Source organism: Citrobacter tructae (genome assembly GCF_004684345.1).
Taxonomy (GTDB): Bacteria; Pseudomonadota; Gammaproteobacteria; order Enterobacterales; family Enterobacteriaceae; genus Citrobacter; species Citrobacter tructae.
This window is the reverse complement of sequence record NZ_CP038469.1, coordinates 2,802,076-2,815,001: the sequence shown is the minus strand read 5'-3', so window position 1 is coordinate 2,815,001 and position 12,926 is coordinate 2,802,076. Positions and strand designations below refer to the sequence as shown.

17 protein-coding genes are annotated in these 12,926 nt (G+C 51.6%); 6 read left to right on the top strand and 11 right to left on the bottom strand.

Translation table 11 applies throughout. The features are described 5' to 3' along the window. Positions 1–33 precede the first annotated feature (33 nt). Both E4Z61_RS14205 and E4Z61_RS14200 read left to right on the top strand, forming a co-directional pair. On the top strand, positions 34–543 hold the full coding sequence (locus tag E4Z61_RS14205) for a TRAP transporter small permease (RefSeq protein WP_135323334.1): 510 nt from the start codon (positions 34–36) through the stop codon (positions 541–543). 30 nt (positions 544–573) lie between these two features. After that, a complete protein-coding gene (locus E4Z61_RS14200) occupies positions 574–1,860 on the top strand; it encodes a TRAP transporter large permease (RefSeq protein ID WP_135323333.1) in 1,287 nt (428 codons plus the stop codon). Between the two features lie 51 nt (positions 1,861–1,911). Here the strand turns inward: E4Z61_RS14200 and ridA are convergent, their stop codons facing one another. The 4 genes from ridA to pyrL form a co-directional block, all read right to left on the bottom strand. After that, complete coding sequence (gene ridA / locus E4Z61_RS14195) at positions 1,912–2,298, bottom strand: 2-iminobutanoate/2-iminopropanoate deaminase (RefSeq protein WP_071696512.1); 387 nt, start codon at positions 2,296–2,298, stop codon at positions 1,912–1,914. A 107-nt stretch (positions 2,299–2,405) separates the two neighbouring features. Next, the gene (gene pyrI, locus E4Z61_RS14190; RefSeq protein WP_135323332.1) at positions 2,406–2,867 is read right to left on the bottom strand and encodes an aspartate carbamoyltransferase regulatory subunit; all 462 of its coding nucleotides are present in this window, start codon (positions 2,865–2,867) and stop codon (positions 2,406–2,408) included. 12 nt (positions 2,868–2,879) lie between these two features. Beyond that, positions 2,880–3,815: an aspartate carbamoyltransferase gene (gene pyrB / locus E4Z61_RS14185; protein WP_135323331.1), complete on the bottom strand. Its 936-nt coding sequence runs from the start codon at positions 3,813–3,815 to the stop codon at positions 2,880–2,882. 2 nt (positions 3,816–3,817) lie between these two features. After that, positions 3,818–3,952, bottom strand: coding sequence for a pyr operon leader peptide (gene pyrL, locus E4Z61_RS14180; RefSeq protein ID WP_135323330.1), 135 nt, complete (start codon positions 3,950–3,952; stop codon positions 3,818–3,820). On the opposite strand from pyrL, the gene E4Z61_RS14175 reads away from it, so the two are divergent. Then, positions 3,932–4,054: a hypothetical protein gene (locus E4Z61_RS14175; protein WP_135323329.1), complete on the top strand. Its 123-nt coding sequence runs from the start codon at positions 3,932–3,934 to the stop codon at positions 4,052–4,054. The two genes, pyrL and E4Z61_RS14175, sit on opposite strands and share 21 nt — an antisense overlap. Here the strand turns inward: E4Z61_RS14175 and E4Z61_RS14170 are convergent. From E4Z61_RS14170 to arcA, 5 genes are all read right to left on the bottom strand, one after another. Further along, a complete protein-coding gene (locus E4Z61_RS14170) occupies positions 4,051–4,530 on the bottom strand; it encodes an arginine repressor (protein ID WP_135323328.1) in 480 nt (159 codons plus the stop codon). The two genes, E4Z61_RS14175 and E4Z61_RS14170, sit on opposite strands and share 4 nt — an antisense overlap. Positions 4,531–4,674: 144 nt before the next feature. Beyond that, entirely contained in the window at positions 4,675–6,078 is a 1,404-nt protein-coding gene (locus E4Z61_RS14165) for a YfcC family protein (protein WP_135323327.1), read from the bottom strand. A gap of 55 nt (positions 6,079–6,133) precedes the next feature. Next, positions 6,134–7,138: an ornithine carbamoyltransferase gene (argF, locus tag E4Z61_RS14160; RefSeq protein ID WP_135323326.1), complete on the bottom strand. Its 1,005-nt coding sequence runs from the start codon at positions 7,136–7,138 to the stop codon at positions 6,134–6,136. 21 nt (positions 7,139–7,159) lie between these two features. Beyond that, entirely contained in the window at positions 7,160–8,086 is a 927-nt protein-coding gene (arcC, locus tag E4Z61_RS14155) for a carbamate kinase (protein ID WP_135323325.1), read from the bottom strand. Between the two features lie 9 nt (positions 8,087–8,095). Next, on the bottom strand, positions 8,096–9,316 hold the full coding sequence (gene arcA / locus E4Z61_RS14150) for an arginine deiminase (RefSeq protein WP_135323324.1): 1,221 nt from the start codon (positions 9,314–9,316) through the stop codon (positions 8,096–8,098). A gap of 677 nt (positions 9,317–9,993) precedes the next feature. Between arcA and E4Z61_RS14145 the strand changes: the two genes are divergently transcribed. Continuing rightward, a complete protein-coding gene (locus tag E4Z61_RS14145) occupies positions 9,994–10,446 on the top strand; it encodes a YhcH/YjgK/YiaL family protein (protein ID WP_135323323.1) in 453 nt (150 codons plus the stop codon). 48 nt (positions 10,447–10,494) lie between these two features. Here E4Z61_RS14145 and argF (E4Z61_RS14140) read toward each other — a convergent pair whose 3' ends face one another. Both argF (E4Z61_RS14140) and E4Z61_RS24400 read right to left on the bottom strand, forming a co-directional pair. Next, complete coding sequence (gene argF, locus E4Z61_RS14140; protein WP_135323322.1) at positions 10,495–11,499, bottom strand: ornithine carbamoyltransferase; 1,005 nt, start codon at positions 11,497–11,499, stop codon at positions 10,495–10,497. Beyond that, a complete protein-coding gene (locus tag E4Z61_RS24400) occupies positions 11,469–11,543 on the bottom strand; it encodes a hypothetical protein (RefSeq protein ID WP_420808715.1) in 75 nt (24 codons plus the stop codon). The genes argF (E4Z61_RS14140) and E4Z61_RS24400 overlap by 31 nt, the downstream gene beginning before the upstream one ends. A gap of 120 nt (positions 11,544–11,663) precedes the next feature. Here E4Z61_RS24400 and rraB point away from each other — a divergent pair, with 120 nt between their 5' ends. Both rraB and miaE read left to right on the top strand, forming a co-directional pair. After that, positions 11,664–12,089, top strand: coding sequence for a ribonuclease E inhibitor RraB (gene rraB, locus E4Z61_RS14135; protein ID WP_135323321.1), 426 nt, complete (start codon positions 11,664–11,666; stop codon positions 12,087–12,089). 51 nt (positions 12,090–12,140) lie between these two features. After that, positions 12,141–12,914, top strand: coding sequence for a tRNA isopentenyl-2-thiomethyl-A-37 hydroxylase MiaE (gene miaE / locus E4Z61_RS14130; RefSeq protein ID WP_135323320.1), 774 nt, complete (start codon positions 12,141–12,143; stop codon positions 12,912–12,914). Positions 12,915–12,926 lie beyond the last annotated feature (12 nt).

Below are 12,926 nucleotides of genomic sequence, written 5' to 3'. Positions count from 1 at the left end.
CCTGAGCCTTTTGATTAACTCGAGGTGGTGATTATGGGTGAATACTATTCATCGGTAATGGATTTTTTTTACCGGGTCTCAATGTGGGTGGCCGGTGTGGCATTATTAGTGATGGTCGCCATTATCCCGATTGGGATATTTGCACGTTATGTCCTGAATAATGCTCTGTCCTGGCCTGAGCCCGTCGCTATTCTCTGTATGGTGACATTCACCTTTATTGGTGCAGCGGTGAGTTACCGTGCGGGTTCACATATCGCGGTAAGCATGGTGACCGATCGTCTGGGTGAAACCGCCCGCCGTTACTGCTTTATTGTCGCCGATATCATGCTGACGGCAATAAGTCTGTTCATTCTCTGGTACGGCACCACGCTGTGCCTTGAGCTGTGGGAACAGCCGGTGGCGGAATTCCCGCTGTTAAGCGCCGGACAAAACTATCTGCCGTTACCGATTGGCTCTGCCATCACGCTGCTTTTTATTGTTGAGAAGATCTGCCGTGGCCCGCAGTACCAACGTCCTGTTGTCATGCTGGGCTCGACCAGCTAGTTACCGCCCCCATTTCAGAAAGGAAAGCAGATGGATGCATTTATTCTCGTCTTTACGCTCGGCATTATGCTGGCGATTGGGGTCCCGGTAGCGTACGCGGTGGGTATTAGCGCGATTATTGGTGCCTGGTACATTGATATCCCGCTGGAAGCGGTGATGATCCAACTGACCAGCGGGGTGAACAAATTTTCATTGCTGGCGATCCCGTTCTTTATTCTGGCTGGGGCGATTATGGCCGAAGGGGGGATTGCGCGTCGGCTGGTGAATTTTGCCTACATTTTCGTGGGCTTTATTCGCGGTGGATTATCGCTGGTGAACATTGTGGCCTCTACCTTTTTTGGTGCGATTTCGGGATCGTCTGTGGCAGACACGGCTTCTATTGGTTCGGTGATGATCCCGGAGATGGACAAAAAAGGCTACCCGCGTGACTTTGCGGCGGCAGTGACCGCAAGTGGATCGGTACAGGCGATTCTTACGCCGCCCAGCCATAACTCGGTTATTTACTCACTGGCAACCGGCGGTACGGTATCTATCGCCGCGCTGTTCATTGCCGGGATCCTGCCGGGCCTGCTGTTAAGTTTTAGCCTGATGGTGATGTGTGTGGCGTTTGCACATAAGCGCGGTTATCCAAAAGGGGTGCGTGTACCATTTCGCCAGGCGTTGAAGATTTTTGTCGATACGCTGTGGGGCCTGATGACGGTCGTCATCATCATGGGGGGGATTTTGTCAGGTATCTTCACCGCGACTGAATCTGCGGCGATTGCCTGCCTGTGGGCCTTCTTTGTCACCATGTTTATCTATCGTGACTATAAATGGTCCGAGCTGCCAAAGCTGATGTTCCGTACGGTGAAAACGGTCACCATCGTGATGATTCTCATAGGCTTTGCCGCCGCGTTCGGCGCGGTGATGACCTATATGCAGTTGCCGATGCGCATCACCGAAGCCTTCACCAGCATCTCGGATAACAAATACGTCATCCTGATGTGCATTAACATCATGCTGCTGCTGATCGGAACGTTGATGGACATGGCGCCGTTGATCCTGATCCTGACGCCGGTCCTGCTACCGGTGACCAATGCGCTCGGTATTGATCCGGTCCATTTTGGCATGATCATACTGGTTAACTTAGGGATCGGGCTGATTACGCCGCCGGTAGGATCGGTGCTGTTTGTGGCCAGTGCGGTAAGTAAGCAGAAGATTGAGCAGGTGGTGAAGGCGATGCTGCCGTTCTATGCGGTGCTGTTCCTGGTGTTGATGCTGGTGACGTATATTCCGGCGATTTCGCTGTTTCTGCCGAAACTGTTTGGTGTGCTGTGATTACCATGCCGTGACAAAAATCCGGGCTTTTGCGCCCGGATTTTTTATTGCTTAGCGACGAACGGCGATCGCTTCAATCTCGATTTTCACGTCTTTCGGCAGACGGGCCACTTCCACGCAAGAGCGTGCAGGGAAGGTGGCGTTGTGCTCGGTGAAGAACGCTTCGTAGGTGGCGTTGACGGTTGCGAAATCGTTCAGGTCTTTAACGAAGACGGTGGTTTTTACGATATCGCCCACTTTCAGGCCTGCTGCTTCTACGATAGCTTTAACGTTTTCCAGCGACTGACGCGCCTGAGCGGACACGTCTTCCGATACGGCACCGGTTTTTGGATCGACCGGGATCTGACCGGAAGTGATAATCATGCTACCCAGGTCAACACCCTGAACGTATGGGCCGATTGCTGCTGGTGCATTTTCCGTCGCGATAGTCTTGCTCATGATTTCTCCTGAATTACAGCGGTAAGATAGGCTGCATCATTTCATCAAGGGATGCAGCCTTATGTTCTGGCCATTATAGGGAGCCGGGAATTCATTACCAACCCCAATTAGTTGGCCAGCACCACATAATGCGAAAACTCTTTTTCACAGTATTTGCATTTGAGTGCGATGTCATCGGCACGTTTTTTCACTGAAAAACTGGAAGAAACCGGCTCGGCATGGCTGATACAGTTGCTGTTCGGACATACCAGCACGTTGTCGATGTGCTCCGGCAGGCTAGGGCGTGATTTCCCCACCACGTCATAGTCATCAATGCGGTTTACCGTCGCCTGCGGAGCGTACAGTGAGAGCTGGTTTACCTGCTCATCGGTCAGGAAGGTATTTTCAATTTTAATCAGATCCTTACGGCCCATCTCACCGGACGGCAGGTTCAGACCGATGGTGATACGCTGGTCGGTCTCTGTCAGTTTGAACAGCGTCAGCAGCTTGAAACCAACCTGTGCGGGAATGTGGTCAATCACGGTGCCACGTTTGATGGCTTCAACCTGCAGTTTGTTATCGTGTGTCATCGTCATGTCCTCTTACAGTGCCAGTTCGCTATTCAGTACCAGTGCCAGTAACGCCTGGCGGGCGAAGATGCCGTTGCCTGCCTGCTGGAAATACCAGGCGTGCGGCGTTTTATCGACGTCGGGGGTGATCTCATCGATGCGCGGCAGCGGGTGCAGCACCTTCATGTTCTCTCTGGCTCCTGCCAGATCGCTGGCGCGCAGAACAAACTGTGCTTTGACGTTGGCGTATTCGGACGGGTCCAGGCGTTCTTTCTGCACGCGGGTCATGTAGAGAATGTCGACTTCCGCCATCACTTCTTCAATCGTGCCGTGCAGACTCCAGGCGATGCCTTTTTCATTCAGCATATCCAGAATGTACTGCGGCATTGCCAGTGCGTCCGGGGCGATAAAGTAGAAGCGGTTGCCTTCGAACTTCGCCAGTGCTTGGGTCAGGGAGTGAACGGTACGGCCATATTTCAGGTCGCCCACCATGGCGATTTGCAGATTGTCCAGACGACCCTGCGTTTCCTGAATGGTGAACAGGTCCAGCAACGTTTGGGTCGGGTGTTGGTTAGAACCGTCGCCTGCATTCAGTACCGGTACGTTGCCGGAGAATTCGGTTGCCAGACGTGCGGCGCCTTCCTGCGGATGACGCATTACGATGGCATCAACGTAGGTGCTGATGACGGAAATGGTGTCGGCCAGCGTCTCACCTTTTTTGCCCAGAGAGGTGTTGCTGCTGTCAGAGAATCCCACCACGCTGGCGCCCAGACGGTGCATCGACGTTTCAAAGGATAAACGGGTGCGGGTAGAGGCTTCGAAGAAACAGCTGGCAATCACCTTATGCTTCAATAGTTCCGGCTGCGGGTTTGCTTTTAGTTTCGCCGCCGTCGCGAGGACCAGATTGAGGTCATCGCGGCTGAGGTCGTTTATGGAAATGATGTGTTTTTGATAGAGCGGGTTAGCCATGTTTATCTCCTGACGCCTGGGCAAAAAAAAAGCCCCTCAATTGAGGGGCTTAGAATGGTGAGCAACGGGAAGAAAAACGGCAGGCCAGCGTCTTTTTTCAGACGCGGTAAGACAAAATGTCGTACACACTGAACCATAGATCCTCCCGGCAAATTGTCGGCGATTATACTCAGCTGCGTTATGGGATCAAGCGAATAATGCACAAAATATTCACCGCAAACGGTTCTTATGAATTTTAATTCATCTTGAGTAAGTAATTAATCTGCTTGTGAACCAGGCCTGTTCGCTGCACCACCCGTGGTGCGACCCAGACAATACTGCTGCCCGCGATGACGCCCAGAATTTCCGGCAACGCGTGGTAGTCGAGGATTCTGGCAACCGCGCGGCCATATCCCGCGGCGGTGTGAATGAGGATAAATTCGCTATTGTGTTCAATGCTGACCACCATTTCAGCAATGGATCGCGCGGCATCAGGAACTGGCCGAGATTGAGGATTTACAGAATAAATTTTTTGCCCTTTTGTATTTCTTATTTTTATCGCTCCAAGCAATTTCAGTAGACGTGAAACCGTTGACTGGCTGATGCTGGCAAATCCCTGGTTTTGCAATTCACTGCGAATGGCTTCCTGCGACAGATAGCTTCTCTCTGTAATCAGGCGCTGACAAATTGTCAGCAGAAGTTGTTCTTTGGCAGAAGAATCATCGTATTCCTTCATAAAAAAACCTTATATTTATTATCTATATCAATAGGATGGAAAAATTCACCACATTTCCCGTATCGACAGCGGATCAAACGGGCGGTTGGGCAGAAAAACGAGAGCAAGATCAAAAAAGCCGTCGCTATCCGACGGCCAAAAGGGTTACAGCATTGCGCCGAGACTCAGAACGACCATGTTTAGTAGCGTAAGAATGAGCAAGAGTGGGGCGACCCATTTCAGGTATCGCACGTAAGGGACGCGCGCGATGGCCAGTCCGCCCATAACCACCGCGGAGGTGGGGGTAATCAGATTCACAATGCCGGAAGCGGATTGGTATGCGGTGACGACGAGGTCCCTTGGCACATGGGCGAAGTCGGCCAGCGGGGCCATTATCGGCATGGTGAGAACTGCAAGGCCAGAGGACGAGGGCACCAAAAAGGACAGTAAAACTTCCAGCCAGTAGGTCACATTGATGAAAATGGCGGTAGAGAGACCAGAGACTAAATTCTCGGCACTGTGCAGAATGGTGTGGGTTATCATGCCGTTATCCATCACCACGACGATGCCGCGTGCAATACCGATAATCAGCGCCACGCCGAGCAGATCCCGCGCGCCGTCAATGAACGTGCTGGTGAAGGCCTCTTCACTCATCCGGGCGATCACGCCGACGATAATCGCCGAGGCGAGAAAGACACCAGATATTTCCGCCATCCACCATCCGAGTACCGCGACGCCATAAATCATCACCGCAAAGGCAGCAGCGAAAATTAACAGAATCCACTTACGCGTTGCCGTGAACTCAAGGTTAGTATTGGCACGGTTACCGAGAAAATGGACGCGGTTTTCTTCCATTTTATCCGCCACGATAGAAAGCTCAGGATGGCTGCGAACTTTTCGCGCATAGCGCATCACCCATACCACGCAGATAACATAGCCGATGACCAGCAGCAGAATGCGCATCAGCATTCCCTGAGTGAAGGGGATGCCGGCTGCGTTCGCGGCGATAACCGTCGCAAAAGGGTTGATTGTTGAACCGAGGGTGCCAATCCCTGCACCAAGCAGAACGGTTGCAGCGGCAACCAGCGGATCGAAGCGGGCGGCCATCATGACCGGAACGAGCAAGGTGTAGAAGGGGAGCGACTCTTCCGCCATCCCGTAAATTGTGCCTCCGGCGGCAAAAAGTCCCATCAGGATAGGGATCATCCACTCTTCTTTGCCGTTGAGCCTGACCGTCACGCGTTCGATTCCGGCGTCGATGGCACCTGTTTTATTTACTACGCCTAAAAAGCCGCCGATGATCAGGACAAACAGCGCCACATCAATGGCGCCTGCCGTGTAGGTTTCGTGGTTATAAAGCCCGTCAATCGGTGCCAACAGTACGGCGGTTATGCCTTGTGGATGCGCCTCTGTGGGGGCATAAGTGCCCGCAACCGGAACCTCTTTACCCAGTGTGGTATTCATTGCCATCTGGTATTTTCCCGCTGGGACAATCCAGGTCATAACAGCGACGAGTGCAATGAGAATAAACAGAATGGTATATGCGCTGGGAAATTTAAGTTTGCCCATGATGTTCTCCGGATAACTCGGGCATACGCCGGCTGGCGACATATGCCCGCAAGGGTTAGTCGCCGAGTGTCGCTACCATGACCGCTTTGATGGTATGCATCCGGTTCTCTGCTTCGTCGAAGACGATGGAATGTGCTGACTCGAAGACCTCTTCCGTCACTTCAAGCCCTTTCAGGCCGTAAGCCGCTTCGATCTCGCGCCCAACTTTGGTGTGCTCGTTATGAAAGGCGGGCAGGCAGTGCATAAATTTCACGTTGGGATTGCCCGTTGCGTTGATGACCTGCTGGTTAATCTGGTAGGGCGTCATCAGGCTAACGCGTTCTGCCCATGCTTCTTTTGGCTCGCCCATTGAGACCCAGACATCGGTGTAGAGGAAATCTACGTCGTACACTCCTTCCTCTACATCCTCTGTGAGCGTAATCCGTGCGCCCGTTACGCTGGCGATTTCACGGCATTCGGCAACCAGCGCGTCGTCCGGCCAGAAGGATTTTGGTGCCACCAGACGGATATCCATCCCCATCTTCGCCGCGCCGACCATTAATGAATTGCCCATGTTATTGCGGGCATCACCGAGGTAGGCGAAGCTCAATTCAGGCAGGGTTTTGTCTGGGGCGTGTTCCAGCATGGTCATCAGATCGGCGAGGATCTGCGTAGGGTGAAATTCGTCCGTCAGTCCGTTCCATACTGGGACGCCAGCAAATTCACCTAACTCCTCAACGATTTCCTGGCCGTATCCACGGTATTCAATGCCGTCGTACATGCGGCCTAACACGCGGGCGGTATCTTTCATCGATTCTTTGTGGCCAATCTGTGAGCCGCTTGGGCCGAGATAGGTCACCTGTGCTCCCTGATCGAATGCGCCGACTTCAAAGGCGCAACGGGTGCGGGTAGAGGTTTTTTCAAAGATCAACGCGATGTTTTTCCCGACCAGCGTTTGTCTTTCGCGCCCGGCCTTTTTCGCTGTTTTCAACTCGATAGCCAGATCGATCAGGTACTGGATTTCCGTTGGGGTGTAGTCCAGCAGTTTGAGAAAATTGCGATTTTTCAGGTTAACAGTCATGAAAATGTCCTTAATATTGAGTTATGCGTTGACGGCTTCCAGGCGAATCAATGTGCCTTTCTCACCCGCGAGAATGGCCGCGCCGTCAGCCAACGAGCCGATGCCAGCAATCCCGTGGCAGTGAGAGACAAACTTCGCACAGGCGGTGACTTTGGGACCCATTGAACCGGCGTCGAATTGCATTTCACCGAGCCGTTCCGGAGTAACCTGGGCCAGCGGGCGCTGAGTAGGTTTGCCCCAGTCGAGGTACACGGCATCAGCGTCGGTGAGGATCAGCAGCGCATCGGCGTGGATTTGGCTGGCGAGCAGGGCGGCGGAGAGATCTTTGTCGATGACCGCTTCAATACCGTGGTAGCCATCTGCTTTTTCCACCACCGGTACGCCGCCGCCACCGTTGCAAATCACCAGATGATCGCGGGCAATTAGTGTGCAAATCGCATCACTTTCAACGATGCGTTTGGGCTGCGGGGAGGGCACAACACGACGGAATGCTTTACCGTCGGCTTTGAAAATCCAGCCCTTTTCCGCGTGTAGTGTTTTAGCCTGAGTGTCGTTGTAAATTGGGCCGATATATTTAGTTGGGTTGTTGAATGCCGGATCGTTGGCATCGACTTCAACCTGGGTCAGCAGGACGCTAATCTCGCGTTGTGGCAGCTGGTTTTTCAACGCCTGCTGTAGCATGTAGCCGATCATTCCCTGACTCTCCGCGCCGAGAATGTCGAGCGGATAAGGCGTGACGCTGGCATAAGCACTGTTTTGTAGCGCCAGCAGCCCAACTTGTGGACCATTGCCGTGTACGAGGATCACGCGCCACTGCTGCGTGAGCTGGGCGATAGTTTTTGCTGCCAGCTCAATATTCTTACGTTGGATGTCAGCTTCCAGTGATTCACCGCGTTTGAGTAGAGCATTGCCGCCCAGAGCGACAACCAGGGTAGGTTTGTTTTCCATGACGTCTCCTTAAATACCGTCGCGTTCCAGCGGGCAACTCATGCAGCGCGCGCCGCCGCGACCTCGTCCAAGTTCGTCGCCTGGAATGGGTAAAACGGTGATTCCAGCTTTATCGTATTTTTCGTTGGTCCAGATGTTGCGCTCGTAACCCACAACTACGCCGGGGCGCAGCGTCAGGACGTTATTCGCGTCATTCCACTGTTCACGTTCGGCTTCGAAAGCGTCACCACCGGTGGTGATTAAGCGAATTTGATCAAGGCCCAGGGCTTTTTCGAGGGCATGTACCAGGGTGTTTTCCTGAGTTCGTTTCAGGCCACCGCGTCCGTCTGGCGTCAGGGTCCAGCACTGGACATCCGGGCGCACCACCTCGGGGTAAACGGAGAAGGTATCGATATCGATGTGGGTCATGACGGTATCGAGGTGCATACAGGAGCGATGTTTCGGCAGTTCGACGGCGATGACGCGCTCTGCCTGGCGATGCTTAAATAGCGACTGGGCAAGGAACTCAATACCCTGCGGCGTGGTACGTTCTGACATACCAATGAGCACCGCGCCGCGACCAATAACCAGCACATCGCCACCTTCTAACGTGGCGTGGTCATAATTAATATTTTCATCGCCGAAGTATTTAATAAAATCACCATCGGCAAATTGCGGGTGCCAGCGATAAATCGCTCGCAGATTATTGGTTTCACGCTGCCGGGCCGTTTTTGCCATTGGATTAATCGACACCCCGTTATATATCCAGCATGAGGTGTCGCGGGTAAATAAGTGGTTCGGCAACGGCTTCATAATAAAATCATTAATATCGTGGGTATCAACCACCATATTTTTTATTGAGGCGGGAATTTCCCCGTAGGTTAGCCCGCCGCTTAAATGACGGGCGAGTTCCCGGTGCGACATGTCGGCAAGCCAGGCTCGAATATCCGAGGCGAAGGTTGGACCAAGACGGTAGTCTGAAATTTGTGTATCTAACAACCAACTTTTAGCCTCAGCGGCGTCCAGGGTTTGTGTCAGCAAATCAGTCAATAACAGAACTTCTATACCCTCCTGACGTAGCGTGTTGGCGAAAATGTCATGTTCTTCACCTGCACGTTCGACTGAAAGAACATCATCAAAAAGCAGCTCCTGACAGTTCGATGGCGTCAGCCTTTTTAAGCTGAGATTAGGACGATGTAGCATCACGCTACGTAATTGACCGATTTCGGAACCGACATAATGCTTTTCCATCATTATTCCTTTAATACGATTTTAAAAAATAAAGAGGAGATGCCTGCAAATAATTTTACTTACTTTGCAGTCATGATTTTTCAGCTGATTTCAGAATCTATATTTAGATCTTCTTTAATATGGAAATGTGATTTATTTCACAGTCGGTGGGATGCTTGATTTTTCTTGTTTAATACATGACATGGATCTGAGAAATTAAATAATAACAAATCAGATAATTGAATTGCTATGCAAGAATACGGCTTGTTATTTGTTGTTGTTAATTTTATGTGTGTGAAATTAAATTCAGCAAACTAAATAATGCATTGATTTGCATGTGTTTTTGTTAGCGTCTGAATGTTTATGCGAGTTTGTTATTTTATTATTTGTTCTCTGGGGTTTATTTAAAAATAAATATGATGATGGATAGAGATCATGAAGGGAAAGTGAACTGTGACATAGCATTGGTTTTTCTAATAAGAACTTTTAGAACAGTCTGTTAGGAGGGGATTGGAAAAGGGAGGAATACGAGTTATGCAGAGTTTATGCATAACCTGCTGCAGTGAGTTAACAACTGACTAACACCATCAGCGATAAACATGCGTTGACGCAAAATATCCGTAAACAGCAGTGGTATGGCAGACGGTTTTTTCGTATAACAATTAAAATGAAACGATGTTTTAGTTAAGGGGTTGAAAATGATTATCGGTAATATTCACCACCTGGAAGCATGGCTACCGGAAGAACTGCGTCAGGCGATTGAACACATTAAAGCGCACGTCACGGACGCAACGGAAAAAGGTAAGCATGACATCGATGGTAACCGCCTGTTTTATCTGATCGCCGAAGATATGACCGAGCCGTTTGTACAGCGCCGAGCCGAGTACCACGCTCGTTATCTGGATATTCAGATCCTGCTCAAAGGCCAGGAAGGGATGACCTTCAGCACGCTGCCTGCGGGCGCGCCGGAAACCGACTGGTTGGCGGATAAAGACATCGCCTTTTTGCCGGAAGGCGCAGAAGAGAAGACGGTGGTGCTGAATGAAGGTGACTTTGTGGTGTTCTATCCGGGTGAAGTGCATAAACCGCTGTGCGCGGTCGGGGCGCCGGCGCTGGTACGCAAAGCCGTGGTGAAAATGCTGGTGGAGTAAGCGTGTTAGCCGGGGGGCGGCTTCGCCTGCCCGGCCTACGAAATACCATTACTTTGCGAGTGTTGCTACCATCACTGCTTTGATGGTGTGCATACGGTTCTCCGCCTGATCAAACACGATACTGGCGGGGGATTCAAAGACCTCATCGGTCACCTCCATACCGCCATGCAGACCGTATTCCTGCGCCATCTTTTGACCAAGCGTGGTCTGGTCGTCATGAAATGCTGGCAGGCAGTGGAGGAATTTCACCTGCGGGTTGCCGGTTAGTGCCATCATTGCGCTATTAACCTGGTACTTACGCAGCAGGGTAATACGCTCGCCCCATTTCTCTTTGGCTTCGCCCATCGACACCCAGACGTCGGTATAAATGAAGTCTGCACCTTTCACGCCCGTCGCAATATCTTCGGTCAGCGTAATGTTACCGCCGTTTTTCTGAGCCAGCGCTTTGCATTCAGCAACCAGGTTTTCTTCAGGCCAGCAGGCCTGTGGCGCAACCAGGCGTAGATCCAGCCCGGTTAATGCGGCGGCTTCGAGCATCGAATTACCCATATTGTTACGGGCATCGCCAGCGTAGACCAGCGTCATCTCATTAAACGCTTTGCCAAGCAGGTGTTCCTGCATAGTTAACAGATCGGCCAGCAACTGGGTGGGGTGGAATTCGTTGGTCAACCCGTTCCATACCGGAACGCCGGCATATTCGGCCAGCGTCTCAACGACCTCCTGACCGTGGCCGCGATACTGAATACCGTCATACATGCGACCGAGCACGCGGGCGGTGTCTTTAATCGACTCTTTATGACCAATCTGGCTGCCGCTTGGCCCGAGATACGTTACGCGTGCACCCTGATCGTAGGCGGCAACTTCGAAAGAGCAACGGGTTCGGGTTGAGTCTTTTTCGAAGATGAGCGCGATGTTTTTACCGGTGAGTTTAGCGACCTCTGTGCCTTTCTTCTTATCTGTCTTCAGCTGCGCTGCGAGCTGTAGCAGTGACGTGAGTTCAGCAGAGGTAAAATCGAGCAATTTCAAAAAGTGCTTCTGATAAAATGCAGACATGGTTCCCTCACATGGCTTAAGCCATTTATTGAATTAAAATTCAATTTATATGGATATTTATTCGTTTGCAACCTTGTTTAACAAATCTTTGCGGGAAAGGTGGAGGCAATGTCAGCGGTATGTGACAATAAGAGTATCGGCAGGACATTATGAGGATACGAGCCATGGCAAACCCGGAACACCTGGAAGAACAGCGTGAAGAAACACGCTTGATTATTGAAGAATTACTCGAAGATGGCAGCGATCCTGATGCGTTGTATACCATCGAGCATCACCTTTCTGCGGATGACTTTGAAACCCTGGAAAAAGCGGCAGTAGAAGCCTTTAAGCTGGGTTATGAAGTGACCGAGCCGGAAGAGCTGGAAGTGGAAGAAGGCGACACGGTAATTTGCTGTGACATCCTCAGCGAATGTGCCCTGAATGCCGAGCTGATTGACACTCAGGTTGAACAGCTGATGAACCTGGCTGAAAAGTTTGACGTGGAATACGACGGATGGGGCACCTATTTTGAAGACCCTAACGGCGAAGAAGGTGAAGACGGCGACGATGAAGACCTCGTCGACGAAGATGATGACGGCGTGCGTCACTAAGTCATCTACAAACCTACGGCAGCGTTTGCTGCCGTAGGGTAAGGACCCGGCATGGATTACCCGCAAATACTCTCCCCGATTCTGGATTTCCTGCACTGCAAAACGCCCCAGTCCTGGCTTGATGAAGCGCGAGATCCGGCAAATCTTCCTCTGTTGCTGACCGACCACCTCGTCTGCGAGCTGAAAGCGGCGCAAACCGCGATGCTGCTGGTGCGTAAATATGTCGCGGATAAACAAGGATCGCAGGCGCTGCTGGACTGGCTGAAACCCTATGAGGCTTTTGCTTTCAGAGAGGGGGAAGAACCTGATTTCATCGTGCTGAATAAGCAGATAAGCAAAAGTGTGATGCCGCAAACCGACGACCCGTGGGGACGACAGCTTATCGACAGCATGGTGCTGCTGATCAAAGAGGAGCTACACCACTTCTGGCAAGTGCGTGAGGCAATGATGAGCCGCAACATTCCCTACGTCAAAATCACCGCCAGCCGTTACGCCAAAGGCATGCTCAAAGAGGTGCGCACCCACGAGCCATTAACGCTTATCGACAAGCTGATCTGCGGCGCTTACATTGAAGCGCGTTCCTGTGAACGGTTCGCCGCACTGGCACCGTATCTGGATGATGAGTTACAGACGTTTTATCTGTCTCTGCTGCGATCCGAGGCGCGCCACTATCAGGATTATCTGGCGCTGGCGCAGCAGGTTTCTGCACACGATATCAGTGACAGAGTACGATTTTTTGGTGAAGTAGAAGCTTCGCTGATCTTATCCCCGGATGATGAGTTCCGTTTTCACAGTGGCGTACCTGTCGTCTCTAAAATTCGGTAGTTTTTGCTGTTG

Coding starts and splice junctions, on each gene's coding strand:
- miaE (WP_135323320.1), top strand. CDS start 12,141: ATGGATTACCCGCAAATACTCTCCCCGATTCTGGATTTCCTGCACTGC.
- E4Z61_RS14205 (WP_135323334.1), top strand. CDS start 34: ATGGGTGAATACTATTCATCGGTAATGGATTTTTTTTACCGGGTCTCA.
- ridA (WP_071696512.1), bottom strand. CDS start 2,298: ATGAGCAAGACTATCGCGACGGAAAATGCACCAGCAGCAATCGGCCCA.
- pyrB (WP_135323331.1), bottom strand. CDS start 3,815: ATGGCTAACCCGCTCTATCAAAAACACATCATTTCCATAAACGACCTC.
- argF (WP_135323326.1), bottom strand. CDS start 7,138: ATGACTGTTAACCTGAAAAATCGCAATTTTCTCAAACTGCTGGACTAC.
- E4Z61_RS14145 (WP_135323323.1), top strand. CDS start 9,994: ATGATTATCGGTAATATTCACCACCTGGAAGCATGGCTACCGGAAGAA.
- argF (WP_135323322.1), bottom strand. CDS start 11,499: ATGTCTGCATTTTATCAGAAGCACTTTTTGAAATTGCTCGATTTTACC.
- E4Z61_RS14175 (WP_135323329.1), top strand. CDS start 3,932: ATGTCGTACACACTGAACCATAGATCCTCCCGGCAAATTGTCGGCGAT.
- E4Z61_RS14170 (WP_135323328.1), bottom strand. CDS start 4,530: ATGAAGGAATACGATGATTCTTCTGCCAAAGAACAACTTCTGCTGACA.
- E4Z61_RS14200 (WP_135323333.1), top strand. CDS start 574: ATGGATGCATTTATTCTCGTCTTTACGCTCGGCATTATGCTGGCGATT.
- rraB (WP_135323321.1), top strand. CDS start 11,664: ATGGCAAACCCGGAACACCTGGAAGAACAGCGTGAAGAAACACGCTTG.
- pyrL (WP_135323330.1), bottom strand. CDS start 3,952: ATGGTTCAGTGTGTACGACATTTTGTCTTACCGCGTCTGAAAAAAGAC.
- pyrI (WP_135323332.1), bottom strand. CDS start 2,867: ATGACACACGATAACAAACTGCAGGTTGAAGCCATCAAACGTGGCACC.
- arcA (WP_135323324.1), bottom strand. CDS start 9,316: ATGGAAAAGCATTATGTCGGTTCCGAAATCGGTCAATTACGTAGCGTG.
- arcC (WP_135323325.1), bottom strand. CDS start 8,086: ATGGAAAACAAACCTACCCTGGTTGTCGCTCTGGGCGGCAATGCTCTA.
- E4Z61_RS14165 (WP_135323327.1), bottom strand. CDS start 6,078: ATGGGCAAACTTAAATTTCCCAGCGCATATACCATTCTGTTTATTCTC.